This is a genomic window from Moritella dasanensis ArB 0140, from assembly GCF_000276805.1.
Classification (GTDB): Bacteria; Pseudomonadota; Gammaproteobacteria; order Enterobacterales; family Moritellaceae; genus Moritella; species Moritella dasanensis.
Map to the genome: position 1 here is coordinate 174,814 of NZ_AKXQ01000009.1, position 12,424 is coordinate 187,237.

At 39.6% G+C, this 12,424-nt stretch carries 17 protein-coding genes; 1 reads left to right on the forward strand and 16 read right to left on the reverse strand.

Annotated features, from left to right (window positions below; all coding sequences use genetic code 11):
• Positions 1-5: 5 nt before the first annotated feature.
• Positions 6-1,103 (reverse strand): saccharopine dehydrogenase family protein, encoded by a 1,098-nt coding sequence (locus A923_RS0109690; protein ID WP_017221477.1) that lies wholly within the window; start codon positions 1,101-1,103, stop codon positions 6-8.
• Positions 1,104-1,128: 25 nt separating this feature from the next.
• Positions 1,129-1,992 carry a DUF1338 domain-containing protein gene (locus tag A923_RS0109695; protein WP_017221478.1) on the reverse strand — a complete coding sequence of 288 codons (864 nt, stop codon included), beginning with the start codon at positions 1,990-1,992 and terminating at the stop codon, positions 1,129-1,131.
• Between the two features lie 541 nt (positions 1,993-2,533).
• Here A923_RS0109695 and lpxL point away from each other — a divergent pair.
• Positions 2,534-3,460 carry an LpxL/LpxP family Kdo(2)-lipid IV(A) lauroyl/palmitoleoyl acyltransferase gene (gene lpxL, locus A923_RS0109700; RefSeq protein WP_083849970.1) on the forward strand — a complete coding sequence of 309 codons (927 nt, stop codon included), beginning with the start codon at positions 2,534-2,536 and terminating at the stop codon, positions 3,458-3,460.
• Between the two features lie 394 nt (positions 3,461-3,854).
• Here lpxL and A923_RS0109710 read toward each other — a convergent pair whose 3' ends face one another.
• From A923_RS0109710 to A923_RS0109775, 14 genes are all read right to left on the reverse strand, one after another.
• On the reverse strand, positions 3,855-4,301 hold the full coding sequence (locus A923_RS0109710; protein WP_017221481.1) for a GFA family protein: 447 nt from the start codon (positions 4,299-4,301) through the stop codon (positions 3,855-3,857).
• Positions 4,302-4,323: 22 nt separating this feature from the next.
• A complete protein-coding gene (locus tag A923_RS0109715; protein ID WP_017221482.1) occupies positions 4,324-4,680 on the reverse strand; it encodes a tautomerase family protein in 357 nt (118 codons plus the stop codon).
• Between the two features lie 123 nt (positions 4,681-4,803).
• Positions 4,804-5,241, reverse strand: a complete 438-nt coding sequence (locus A923_RS22200) for a hypothetical protein (protein ID WP_017221483.1) — start codon at positions 5,239-5,241, stop codon at positions 4,804-4,806.
• Positions 5,242-5,313: 72 nt separating this feature from the next.
• Positions 5,314-5,784 carry a DUF302 domain-containing protein gene (locus tag A923_RS0109725; protein WP_017221484.1) on the reverse strand — a complete coding sequence of 157 codons (471 nt, stop codon included), beginning with the start codon at positions 5,782-5,784 and terminating at the stop codon, positions 5,314-5,316.
• Positions 5,785-5,992: 208 nt separating this feature from the next.
• On the reverse strand, positions 5,993-6,502 hold the full coding sequence (locus A923_RS0109730) for an HIT family protein (RefSeq protein WP_237716197.1): 510 nt from the start codon (positions 6,500-6,502) through the stop codon (positions 5,993-5,995).
• Between the two features lie 60 nt (positions 6,503-6,562).
• Positions 6,563-6,913, reverse strand: a complete 351-nt coding sequence (locus tag A923_RS0109735) for a ribonuclease E inhibitor RraB (RefSeq protein ID WP_017221486.1) — start codon at positions 6,911-6,913, stop codon at positions 6,563-6,565.
• A gap of 156 nt (positions 6,914-7,069) precedes the next feature.
• A complete protein-coding gene (locus A923_RS0109740) occupies positions 7,070-7,945 on the reverse strand; it encodes a DMT family transporter (protein ID WP_026006178.1) in 876 nt (291 codons plus the stop codon).
• A 128-nt stretch (positions 7,946-8,073) separates the two neighbouring features.
• Complete coding sequence (locus A923_RS0109745; RefSeq protein ID WP_017221488.1) at positions 8,074-8,631, reverse strand: YbhB/YbcL family Raf kinase inhibitor-like protein; 558 nt, start codon at positions 8,629-8,631, stop codon at positions 8,074-8,076.
• Positions 8,632-8,719: 88 nt separating this feature from the next.
• The gene (locus A923_RS0109750; RefSeq protein WP_017221489.1) at positions 8,720-9,526 is read right to left on the reverse strand and encodes a helix-turn-helix transcriptional regulator; all 807 of its coding nucleotides are present in this window, start codon (positions 9,524-9,526) and stop codon (positions 8,720-8,722) included.
• Positions 9,527-9,559: 33 nt separating this feature from the next.
• Positions 9,560-10,030 carry a GNAT family N-acetyltransferase gene (locus tag A923_RS0109755; protein WP_017221490.1) on the reverse strand — a complete coding sequence of 157 codons (471 nt, stop codon included), beginning with the start codon at positions 10,028-10,030 and terminating at the stop codon, positions 9,560-9,562.
• 78 nt (positions 10,031-10,108) lie between these two features.
• Positions 10,109-10,507: a DUF2141 domain-containing protein gene (locus tag A923_RS0109760; RefSeq protein WP_157532813.1), complete on the reverse strand. Its 399-nt coding sequence runs from the start codon at positions 10,505-10,507 to the stop codon at positions 10,109-10,111.
• Between the two features lie 133 nt (positions 10,508-10,640).
• On the reverse strand, positions 10,641-10,991 hold the full coding sequence (locus tag A923_RS0109765; protein WP_017221492.1) for a ribonuclease E inhibitor RraB: 351 nt from the start codon (positions 10,989-10,991) through the stop codon (positions 10,641-10,643).
• A 76-nt stretch (positions 10,992-11,067) separates the two neighbouring features.
• The gene (locus A923_RS0109770) at positions 11,068-11,538 is read right to left on the reverse strand and encodes a GFA family protein (RefSeq protein ID WP_017221493.1); all 471 of its coding nucleotides are present in this window, start codon (positions 11,536-11,538) and stop codon (positions 11,068-11,070) included.
• Positions 11,539-11,688: 150 nt separating this feature from the next.
• Positions 11,689-12,114: a tellurite resistance TerB family protein gene (locus A923_RS0109775; protein WP_017221494.1), complete on the reverse strand. Its 426-nt coding sequence runs from the start codon at positions 12,112-12,114 to the stop codon at positions 11,689-11,691.
• Positions 12,115-12,424: the final 310 nt, after the last annotated feature.

The window sequence follows — 12,424 nt, forward strand, 5'->3', positions numbered from 1 at the left end:
CGAAACTAGATGCTTAATTCAGCATCACGATAAACTTTAGCAAAGTCGTTTGCTAAGAAGTCTTCGATGTCTAACGTTTCTTGTTCAACAAACCCTTGTCGTTGTTCGCTACTATTCAATATTAAATCAATCGTGGCAACGGCAGCACTGGCTGTCGATATCTGGATCGCACTTTGCTCCGCGGTATGGCGAAGTAAGAAAGTACGGCTACATTGCCTTAATCTATCATCGACATAACCCGTAGCCACCACAGAGATCAATACCAGATCTTGCATTGTGGTGGCGACTGAACTTTCAAATATCTCCATCAACATATCTCGACGTTTGCCCTCTTCGCCTAAGCGCAAGTCATGAAACAAGAATTTCATTAACTTGCAATGACCTGGGTAACGGATGGTTTTGTAAGTCAATTCTCGCAGTTGCCCGTCCAAGCTATAACAAAGATTCGCCAGACCACCGGAGGTATTGAACGCTTCATACTCAACACCCGAAATTGAGAATACTTCACGGCCTTCAAGTGGTTCGGTTAATGTGGGGATATGATTTTTGATTGATTCACAGGGGTTTGCATATTCATTGATTAGCCCTTCGGTGGACCACGTCAGGTTGTACATCATTTGATTGGACGGGTATTCAGGTAATGCCCCTACACGTAACTTAAGACTATCAAGGCGGTCGAAATTATGCCGAAAACTATAACCCAAAATACCGATAAAACCCGGCGCTAAACCGCACTGCGGCATAAATACCTGACCAGGCGCTGCGGCAATGGCGATTTCTTTAATGGCTTGGGTGCAACGGACATCTTCGGTTAAATCAAAGTAGCTACAACCATTCGCTAACGCGGCCTGTGCTACATAGGGGTTATCGTTGAATGTTAATGCTGATATGACCGCGTCCTGCCCTGCGAGTAACGCATTATAATCTCGCGTGTCAGGTGACGAGTGTGATAATAGTTTGGTTGTGAATTGGTCACTAAAATGCGCAACGGCATTAGGATTGATATCAGCGCCAGTGACATCATAACCATCGTGACTATTGAGAATTTGAGCAATTGCACCGCCAATACGGCCAAGCCCTAAAACAACAATTCGTTTCGCCATTCATAACTCCCTAGGCTGTTAACGCCTAACTTTCGTCGTCGGAGGTCGCACTGCCAAGTATGGATTTCATGTTGGTCGATTCAAATATTTTATCCGCACTCATCGGCACAAACCCTTGATATAACGTCCCATCTTCTTGGTTAAAGCGTTGTGCAAACTCATAATAACAACTGCTTATCATTTGTTCACCAGCATCTTTGAAATCTACAACACAAGTATCTGCCATGGTTGCTGCTTGAATTAATAAATCTGATGGCGTGCCTTTAATAATGCCCCCAGCGTCATTCAGTTGATAACCTTGTTGTTGTAATAACGCCACAACTTGTGATAACTCGGGGGTGTTTTGTAAGTGATTTACAAATAGGGTGAAATGGTTCGCTCGTAGCCCCCAGACCGATAGCCAAGCTGCGTATTCGGACTCTGCAGCTAAGGTTTGATAATCTGCATAGCTTGGCAATTGCCATAAGCGACCCGCACTTAATAATGGGCTAAGTCCCCGACTCGACTGTTCCAACAAAGGCGATTTCAATGTCGCTTTTGTCTGCTCGATAATGTCTTGGATAATGACCTGAGAGGGTGCGGATAAAGACGACCAACGCAGTTCGCTGATGAAGATCTTAGTCGGTGACTTGTCATGCACATAACAACGTGCATCCAACTTCTTCACATCAAACTGATAAGAATCAAGGTGTCGATAACCGAGGGCTAATACCTCATCTTCTAATATATCGATACCAATATGAGAGTCGGCGAAGGTGCGAAAAGCAACATGATCATTCACTAACGTTTCACCGCGACTTTCAAACAGCTGATGTATATCGACAGCTTGCGGGCTAATGACACAATATTGCTGCCAGAGTTTAGTGAAGAATGCATCTAAAACAGGCATGGATTATCTCCTTAATTACATTACCGTTATCAGAGATGACTAATACTAAGATAGGTGATGAAGTAAGGTTTGGCTAGTGGTCATGCTTGCTGGTTTATAAGTCTGCGCCTGAAACTGCTGTATGTGGAACTAGCAAGGTAACATCACTTAGCTGACCGAAAACTACGATTATAATTAATTATAGAGTGTATAAAAAACAAGCATGGTGTTAACAACATCAACACCGCTAACATTACAGAGTAATACAAACTCATAACTCTTCGCCTTTTATTATTATAACAATGTTTTACATTATGTTTTGATAAGATTATACCCATTAATGGGCATGAAATATACTAGTGAATATACGAGTATACTTATACAATTCAATATCCATCCCTTATATCCTCAGTATTTCATCTATAGTTTAAAATAAAACTAGTAATTTCACGTATTGTCCTCACCAACTGAAATCCTTATTGTGTATTCATTCTGATCGAAAATACCCTTAGTGTTATCTACGCGTTGTAATTATTCTGACGCATCGTTTTTAGAGGTTGTTGTGATAAAAAAAGCTACATTTTCAAGTCACCTGTTTCATCCAAAATTTTGGTTACTCTGGTTTGGGGCCGGGTTGGCGCGCCTAACCCAATTACTTCCTTTAGATAAGCAAATGAAGGTAGGGATTATCATTAGTCGTTTAGCTAAAAAACTTATTAGCCGTCGTATAGATATCGCAAAGCGCAATTTGGAGCTCTGTTTTCCGGATATGCCAAAGGCAGAACTAGCACAACTTCTTGAACGTAATGTTGATGAGATTGGTAAAGCGATCTTCGATATAATTAACGCTTGGTGGTGGTCTGACGAAAAAGTTCAGCAGCATATGACGATTAAAGGTCAAGAACATATAGAACATACGCTCAGCGAGGGTCATGGAGTGATCTTATTCGCCGTACACTGCTTACCTCTTGAAATGGGTGCCAGAATATTTGGTCAAATCCATCCTGGTGTCGGTGTTTATCGTCCGCATAATAATCCGGCAATGGAGTACTTACAGGTAAAAGGTCGTCTTAGATCGAATAAAGCACTTGTACCTAAACGTGACCTTCGTCAAATGGTTCGTTGCCTTCGAAATACTGATGTTATTTGGTATACAGCAGATCAAGACTTCGGACGTTCAAGCGCAACCTTTATCCCTTTCTTTGCTATGCCCGATGCTGCAACAATCACAGGAGCAAGTACCCTCGCACGCCTTGGAAAGGCAAAAGTGTTACCATTTAGTGTCATTCGTAATGCCGATGATAAAGGTTATACTATTGAAATATTGCCGCCACTAGATAACTTTCCGAGCAAAGATGAAATTGCAGATGCCAAGCGAGGCAATGACATTATCGAACACATAATTAATAAAGATAGGACTCAATATATGTGGCTACACAGACGATTTAAGACTCGCCCGAATCAAGATTCGCCTTCAGTTTATAAATAGTGTAATACTTCAGTGAATTATCGCGACGAGATGGGATGTCTGAGAGCTATAAATAAACCGTTAATATACAGTCTATTTAAGGTTTATATGACAAGGTATGAAATACTGGCTATGCCAACCTGAACCATGCAGCATAATAAGTACGCTATCTGATTGAGATGGGTAACGTCGAACCGTCGAGCGCAATAAAACCGGCTAAACTGACAGCAAATACGATCAAAGCGCTAACCCATTTAGGCTTATTCTGTCCAGTGTAATGCCAAACGGAAAAGACAAACGAGATTATCATCACCATGATTAAAAGGTACATTAAAACCAAATTATTCATTACCTTGCCTTAAATCACGCTCACTGACTGTACTTATCACTCTTCAATAGCATTTGTGCTCTACGATCACATTTGAGTGTCAAAATAAGCCATGATCTCAGCCGTGGTCATTTCTTTTGTTTGATTTGCAAAGCAGTAATAACTCGGGCGCATATCACTAAAATACTGCATATCCATTTCCAGACCTTTTAAGTTTGGAAACAGACCGACGGGCATATTATATTCGCCGCTTGCTTTCAGTTTATAAAACAAGTGCGTCCCACATTCAACGCAGAAGCCACGAGACGCCCAAGCTGACGATTGATACATTTTGACGTTATCAGAACCTTCAATATGCACTTTAGTCCCGCACTGGACAGCAAAGAACGGTGCGCCACCCCAAGTGCGACAAGACTGACAATGACAGACAGTGAATTTAGGATTAATTTCCTCTGCAGTGATTTTAACCGCGCCACAAAGACAGCTTGTTGCTGCATTATTTATTTTACTTGTTTCTGAACGACTCATTTTCATAACACTCTAAGTGAAGACATCATTAATCTGTCATACGCGGAAGTTTGTCACCTTCAACAAGATGAATATTGGTAGAATAGTAAGCAGGGCTATATTCAATCGTGAGCGAAAAGTACAAACTTTGCTTAAGATTTAGTTTTATTGCATGTTCAATTTGGTCACTTAGCTTATGCGTAAATGCATCATCTCGGTGCGGTTTCGTTAATAAAGAGACTGTAACTAACATATGCGGGTATTTATATTGAGAACAAGGATATGCTCTTGATTTACATTCACCGGCACCGCTATCATTTTCAGTAATAATACCTTCTATTACATTAAAAATCGTGTCTGTATCTATATCTAGGTTATCGGTATATTTGATTTCCACATGCGGCATGTCAGTATATTCCTTTGCGTAAACACGCTGTTAAATTCAATTAGTCCACTACAGTTGCAGTACGTTCATTGGCTTGAGTAGAGAGGTGACCAATTTAAATGGTCACCTTGCTTATAGCCAAGTTTATTCACCCCAGAATTTCCACCATTTTTTCCCGGTTTCGCTCGCGTTTTTACCTTTCAGTGAGTCTTTATCAAGACTTGCTTGTTCTTGACTCAATTTCTTATCTTTTTGTTTTTCAATGCCTTTTACTTTATCTTCACGATCTTTCTTTTCTTTTTTTATGTTGGTACTTTTTTGTTCATCATCTTTTATCTGCATGACTTCTTTTTGCTTTTCACTCCCCTTCACTTTCTCTATACGATCTTCCTTGTCTTTCTTGTCCTTTTTTATTTTTGTACTTTCTTGTTCGTCATCTTTTGCTTGCATCGCTGATTTATGTGCTTCTTTTTGCTCTGAGGTCGGTTTCCCATTACCGGCCCACTCCGGTTTATCGGCGAAGACAGGTGGGGCTAACGCTACAGCGAATAGTGATACTAACAATTTTATTTTCATTTTCATAAATAGAACTCCGTGTTAGTTAATAATTTAACGTCACAACAAATCGTGCAAGCACTGATATTAAGAAACTGATTACTTGGATACAGCGGCGGTGCTTAATTTACTGAGTACGGTTGAAATCTTACTGATGACTTTATCGCAACCTTGGATATGATGTCGCACTTTAATGTATTCGGGATTGTTGTATGAAAGCCAAACCTTGTGCTGTGAGTCTTCACTAATGAGCACCTTCTGCGGTAAATCGATTGCCACACTTTGAGCACACTGCATTAACGGCGTGCCTATTTTAGGATTACCAAAAATAATGACTTCTGTAGGTCTAAGTTTCAAGTTCACACCAGCGGCATTCTGTTGGTGATCAATCCGAGCAAACAAGGTTAAGCCTTTACCTTTAATTATGGATTCAAACCTATCTGCAGTTTCTTTGACCGAGTAGTGACTCTGAAGTGAGATCAGGCTTTCCGGTTTAATCGGACTTTGTTCAGCAATGGCATAAGAAGACGCAACCAAGGCAAAAACGACAAAGGACATATTTCGAATCATAAATTTACCTATTTGTTATATTTTATAGATGAAAGTTGATAGTTGATAGTTGATAGTTGGCGAGATACATCAATAAACGCCTCGCTGTTAAGTATATGTCTATTATCTAAAAATATGATCTGATAAATGAAATGTTAAGCGAATGACCGTAAAGCTGGATGCGTCAATCGCGTCATCAGTCATACCTTGGAAACCCCATTGATGAGGGCTAAACATATTCAATACATGAAATTATTTTAGAAGCCATCATTTTTAGGTCATCAGGGTTGGCAAGTTCAAGCGCATGCCCTTTTATACTACTTGCATCAAATATTGAACCTGGCAACACGTGAAAATGAAAGTGAGGCACTGTTTGGCCTGCCTTTGCACCGTTATGTTGAAATACAGTAGAACCATCGAACCCAACTGCTTTTTCAATAGCTGAAGCAATTAATTTAACTGTACGCATACAAGCCAAAGCAGCTTCATCAGTAAGATCATATATCGTCACTGCAGATTCCTTTGGAATGATCAATGTATGCCCAGCCATTTGCGGCATTATATCCATAAAAGCCAACGTATATTCGTCTTCGTAGACTTTTATGCAGGGAAGCTCATTTTTTAAAATTTTCGCGAAAATATTGTTGTTGTCATACTCAGTATTCATACCTTTCTCCTTGGTTAAAAAATCCTTAACACCCGCCCAGCGGCAAATTCCCCCTCCAATACCGACACCCACAAGATACCATGGAGTCATTGCGGGATCAGGTGCCGTCTACACGACACCGTTACTTATATGTTATCCGTGAGCGTGACCTAAACCAACGGCCCACGAATCACACCAGCCGCCATATTGTTCCATTTGGCTTGTTACCGTTTTCTGAGTCGTCACAATGAATTCGTGATCAATTTTGCTTACGACATAAAACTGCACATGACCGAACAGGTCTCCATTGTTTATATCGTCTTCTTCTGGTTCGATCATTTCACAATTTGGATATAGCTTTTGTATTGCTTCTTTTTCATTATCAGTAAGAGGCCAATGTTTAAAGTCTATATTAAATTCAACTTCGGTTTCATTATCAAAGTTAAAACCATTTTCTTCTAGACTGCGCATTACATCGCCGTCAATATCGTTTGGAAAGTTCATTGTATTCCTCATGTTCACACCACGCAGCAAACAGCAACGCTAGGTTTGGTTATATTATTATAATGTGTATTTTAGCAACAAAAGTGCGCCTGCGTTCATTACCCGTTAGCAGCCGACTATTAAATCTCTGATTCGAACGAAGCCGCTGCCCGGTTTTTATTTCGACTTATTGAGAGTGAAATAATATTTACCTAAAATCACCATTAATATACCACCAAGGACAATGGCAGTTGAAATAATTAAGCGAGTTGTAATGGTTTCAGACACAAACATAACCCCGCCCAGTGCTGCAATCACTGGAACAGACAATTGAATAACAGCTGCTTGTGTTGAGGATAAGCTGGTAAGCGCGATATACCATATTGTATAACCGACTCCAGATGTTATAGCACCTGATAACAACGCTAACATAATCCCTTCTGATGAATAATTTAGATTATGCAGAGTAAAAACGACTAATAACACCACAAAAGGAATTGTTCTTAAAAAGTTATAAGTCGTATCCATCAACGGATTTTTGGAACTACGCCCTTTTAATGTATAAACCCCCCATGCAACCCCAGAAACAGTCATTAACAGCAGTCCGTTAATTGAAGGTGTGGTAACACTCGGCAGGACTAGATAAATAAACCCAGTAAAAGCAACGATAACACCAGCCCACTCGCTAATATGCAATCGCGTACCAGACATAAGCGACAGCAATATCATGGTAATTTGCACTGCGCCAAAGAGAATAAGAGCACCGGTACCAGTATCAACAGAAAGGTAAGCATATGAAAATGTAATAGCATAAAGGAACAACATAAGCCCAGCAGTCCAACTGCCTTTAGATGACACACCTTTATGACGTCCTTTCATGCTTAAAATAATGGACAGGACAAGAGCGCCTGACAACAATCTAATTATCGTAAAGCTTGATGCATCAATAGCACCACTGCCCAAGGCTAAACGGCATAGTACCGAGTTAGCTGCAAATGCAATTAACGCTAAACCGGTAAGTAAACTTGTTTTTAATAAAGATTTATTGGTCATATATATCAGTTCACGCATACTGTAAAAACATTAACGATCTAAATTTTGAGTGAAGAGTAAGTATCAATTACTCATACCTTACTCTTCATTAGTCATATCTTACTCTTCATTAATCATAATTTATTTAGCTAATCACGTTTGTACAAGGCTTCAATGGTACTTGATTCGATGGTATTTCCATTTATCATGTAGCCCGCCAACGCACCAGAAGCATCTTCAGGTAACTCAAGTCTCTCGACAGAAAGTGCGTGTACCGTAAAGCGATAGTGATGTATACCATGACCTTCTGGCGGGCATACGCCACCAAAACCACGGCTGCCGTAATCATTTTTTATTTGTGTACTACCTACAGGTGCACGATTAGTTTTAGTACCCCCTGCGCCAGCCGGTATTTCCATCACTGTCATCGGTATGTTTACAATTTGCCAATGCCACCAACCACTGCCAGTAGGTGCATCGGGATCATAAGCGGTAATAGCAAAGCTTTTTGTTCCTTTCGGTGCGTTCACCCATGCAAGCTGTGGCGATACATCTCCGCCTGAACAACCAAATCCATTAAATTCCTGTGTTTTAGACATATATTGCCCTTGAGCAATGTCTTCGCTCGATAATGTAAAAGAACCTGCAAATACAGATGCAGAAACACTGAGCGATAAAACAGATAGAAGCTTAAGTGTATGGCGCATAATAATCCTTATTCGTATGTTTGATTGAAACCATATATTAGTCTTTTACTTGCACTCTCTATAGCCTAAAAACAGTCACATTTTCGCCCTAATCCGCCATTCTAGTTTTTCTCAGTTCTGAGGGTGTTAATCCAAACCGACCCTTAAAACGATCTGAAAATCGAGATTGAGAGTGGTAACCACACTTTTCAGCAATCAGAACAATTGAATCACGCGTGGTTTGTAACAAGTGCAAACCGAGACCAAGTCTTGCTTGATCCTTAATCTCTTGCACACTTGTGCCTTCTGCTTTTAGTTTTCGACGTAACGTCGATTCACTCATAGCCAACTGCGTACAAATATCTTTGATGGATAATTGATAACAATTTTTCTCGCTGAACATGTCATGCAGCCGATGCGCTATTTTAGGATTACCGAGCATAGATAAAATATCGTAATGCCCCATGTGACACAACAGTTCTATGATTTCTCTTTTTCGTAACGACCATAACTGTTTTGGTGCCCACTGCGCGCTTTCAACAAATTGCTGTAAACATTTATCTAACGTGGAAGTTACTTTACCAATACAATAATCTTGTTTATTTATCGCATTGGTTTGAAGGCCATTAAAATCTTGATAATCAAACTCGATTAACAGTGCACAATAAGCTTTATCTTTTGGTATGTTGCGGATATTGATGGCTGGACGATGGGATAAAAAAATGAAATCGCCAGCGTGGCAGACCAATTCGTTATCCTTACCGAGTGTTTTATTTCCGCTAAGCACAACCATCAATAACGGTTTAACAATAGGGACATTAAGCAGGTTTTGCTCTTTGAATGAGGAATACACAGCAAATGGCAGGTCGTTATTTTCGTTTATTGTATTTTCAATTACGCTAAGAAGGTTGACCATAATTTCCTATAGATACAAAACCGAGTGGCTTTATTATGCGATGTTACCCTGCATTATATATTGAGGACCAGCGGCGCCACCAAGGTATTTTTCACCCGTATCGACAAAACCGCCTTTTTCATAGCAAGCTCGAGCACCAGGGTTTTGACAATTAACCGTCAGGTAAATAGCGCGATAAGATGAATAGTTTTGTTTTAGATAGGGAAACAAAGCTTTCACAGATGCTGTGCCCAATCCTTTTCCTTGCTGGTTCTGGTCAATCACAAACGCCCTTAAGCCGAGTCCATTTTGAACATCAAATTCATCGCCTATTGAGTACATAACGTCTATTTTGAAAAAACCGATGACCTCATGCTCAGATTTAATCACGTGAAGATGAATCGACTCACTATCATCTGCAAGGAACTCTTTTGCGCTACCTGCAAACTTAGTCTGCTGTTCGGCTAAAGTAACGTTAAGCACATCTTCTGCTGTCGAACTTGTCAATTTTTCAATGGTAACCATTTACCCTCCGTGATAATTATTGGTTATTGAGAACGCTGCGACGGGTATTTCATGTACCGCATACTGCAACAGCCTAAATCAAATACCTTCCACATGAATATCAAATACTTGCTCTGCCCATGATATTTTGACTTCTGCATCTGCGTATTCTGGTGGTCCAAACCGACCTTTTACATTATTAGTAATACCAACAGGTTCATTGGGAATACCAATCCAGTTTGTATCCAATTCACCGTTCATATTTATATCATGGAATACGTTAATAACGCATTTTTCAGGAAGTGGTTCTGTCAATGTTACGCGTATCTTGTCGTTGTTTAAATCGTTAACTAAAGCCACTTTTGTCATAAAGACGCGATTGAGATAGTTATCTTCCGAGTCCCAGACACTAACGATAATCTGACCAACGCCCCCATTAACACCAGTGATATCAATATGTACATCTGCTGCGAAGGTAATAAAAGGAAAAAGACTCAACAGATAAATACAATATTTCATAAAACATAACCTCGTTCGTTTGTTCCAATCATTCGTGGATTAAGAAATACTGCGCATGTCCTATTCACCGAGCTAAAATGAGTAAGGTGCCGTCTGCACGACACCGTATATGTTATGCGTGAGCGTGAACCAAACCAACGGCCCATGAATCACACCAACCGCCATATTGTTCCATTTGGCTTGTTACTGCCTTCTGAGTGCTCACTATGAATTCGTGGTCAATTTTTCTCACGACATAAAACTGCACATAGCCAAATAAGTCCCCATTATTTATGTCTGCTTCTTCAGGCTCGATCAATTCACAATTTGGATATAGTGTCTGTATCGCTTCTTTTTCATTATCTGTAAGCGGCCAATGCTTAAAGTCTATATTAAATTCAACTTCGGTTTCACTGTCAAAATCAAAACCATTTTCTTCTAGACTGCGCATTACATCGCCGTCGATATCGTTTGGAAAATTCATTGTATTCCTCATGTTCAAACAACACTGCAAATAGCAGTGATTAGATATTATTATACTTTGATAGCCGTTATTGCAATTACTTCACTAAGTTTAATCTTTCATGCCATTGCGCTATGCTTTCTTCTGGGTATTCTGCAAAGCATTTATCATTAGCTTTAACATCGGCTTCTACCCAGCTCTTCTTACTTGATAGCATAAGATGTGTTCTTTCAGGAGGCACTGGTAATCTAGTATCAATGGCAGATGCAAATGGATGTAGTAACTCTGGCCACTTCGGGTCATAAACCCACAATGCACTAGCACAATTGCGACAGAAATTTCTCTCCATCGAGCTAAATCCCCCATCCGTTTTGGCGTTGTAAATACCGATATATTCTTTGCCTTCTATTGTCAAAGATTCAGCATCAGCACTTAAATTGATCACATACCCGCCACCGCCTGCTGTTTTTCGGCAAATACTACAATAACAAAAGTTAAACGGATAAGGATGTTTTGATTCAACTTCAAATTTAACAGACTGACAATGACACGAGCCTTTTAATAACATGATGTTTCCTTTTTATTTCGCGTAAATTTTAGATAACTGACGCTACGATCTAAGCGCAACGAACTAAGCCGTTTAATCGAATACAACGAGATAATCTGTGGGCTGAGGCGAATGGTGATAATAAGTAATGAGGGAACAAATTGTTTATGACTAAGAACAGTCTTCACGAACACCTAATATTTTTGCAAAACGGGTTTTCAATCTCTTTTCACAAGAGACAAACTCATTGTCAGCCCAAACAATTTCATTCATGATTTTTAGCATTTCTTCTCTTTCTTCTGCTGATATATTTTGTTTAAAATATTCTGCAAAAGAGTCTTGAGACAAATTGTTTTCTGCAATGTTTGTCGCTTTTTCAATTAATATATACGATTCATCCAGCGTTATCTCAAAGTAACTGCACAATTTGATTTTTATGTATTTATGTTCATCATTACAAAAATCATTATCTATACATGCCAAATCGACAAGTATGACTGCCAGACTCATTCTGACTTCTTCGCTGTATGTTGCTTTACTGCCGAAAACAAGATTAATTTGCGCTTTAATATCACTAATGACATTCCAGATATCCATCGCTTTCCCTTAAATCAATAGTTAGTATTATCGCTATCTAACTGAGTATATTGGCATAAATTAAAATGACAAGCGAGACGATACGATTTACAACAAACAACGCATTAATAATAAAATATTAATAACACCGTATACAGTATCACTTAGTGAAGATAAAAAGTCTGTCACTCTAGGTGTACAGTTTTACTTAGCCACTACATAACGCCCATTTAAGCGGACAAAAATTGTTGGCTATAATTGTGAAGCGGAGCGGAACATAGCCAACAATTTTAGTTCCGACTTGAAGCTCTTGTTGAACGAAGCCGCTACG

Excerpts from the sequence above, each read along its gene's own strand:
- A923_RS0109690 (WP_017221477.1), bottom strand. The coding sequence starts at position 1,103 with ATGGCGAAACGAATTGTTGTTTTAGGGCTTGGCCGTATTGGCGGTGCA.
- A923_RS0109695 (WP_017221478.1), bottom strand. The coding sequence starts at position 1,992 with ATGCCTGTTTTAGATGCATTCTTCACTAAACTCTGGCAGCAATATTGT.
- A923_RS0109710 (WP_017221481.1), bottom strand. The coding sequence starts at position 4,301 with ATGAAAATGAGTCGTTCAGAAACAAGTAAAATAAATAATGCAGCAACA.
- A923_RS0109715 (WP_017221482.1), bottom strand. The coding sequence starts at position 4,680 with ATGCCGCATGTGGAAATCAAATATACCGATAACCTAGATATAGATACA.
- A923_RS22200 (WP_017221483.1), bottom strand. The coding sequence starts at position 5,241 with ATGAAAATGAAAATAAAATTGTTAGTATCACTATTCGCTGTAGCGTTA.
- A923_RS0109725 (WP_017221484.1), bottom strand. The coding sequence starts at position 5,784 with ATGATTCGAAATATGTCCTTTGTCGTTTTTGCCTTGGTTGCGTCTTCT.
- A923_RS0109735 (WP_017221486.1), bottom strand. The coding sequence starts at position 6,913 with ATGAACTTTCCAAACGATATTGACGGCGATGTAATGCGCAGTCTAGAA.
- A923_RS0109740 (WP_026006178.1), bottom strand. The coding sequence starts at position 7,945 with ATGACCAATAAATCTTTATTAAAAACAAGTTTACTTACCGGTTTAGCG.
- A923_RS0109745 (WP_017221488.1), bottom strand. The coding sequence starts at position 8,631 with ATGCGCCATACACTTAAGCTTCTATCTGTTTTATCGCTCAGTGTTTCT.
- A923_RS0109750 (WP_017221489.1), bottom strand. The coding sequence starts at position 9,526 with ATGGTCAACCTTCTTAGCGTAATTGAAAATACAATAAACGAAAATAAC.
- A923_RS0109755 (WP_017221490.1), bottom strand. The coding sequence starts at position 10,030 with ATGGTTACCATTGAAAAATTGACAAGTTCGACAGCAGAAGATGTGCTT.
- A923_RS0109765 (WP_017221492.1), bottom strand. The coding sequence starts at position 10,991 with ATGAATTTTCCAAACGATATCGACGGCGATGTAATGCGCAGTCTAGAA.
- A923_RS0109770 (WP_017221493.1), bottom strand. The coding sequence starts at position 11,538 with ATGTTATTAAAAGGCTCGTGTCATTGTCAGTCTGTTAAATTTGAAGTT.
- A923_RS0109775 (WP_017221494.1), bottom strand. The coding sequence starts at position 12,114 with ATGGATATCTGGAATGTCATTAGTGATATTAAAGCGCAAATTAATCTT.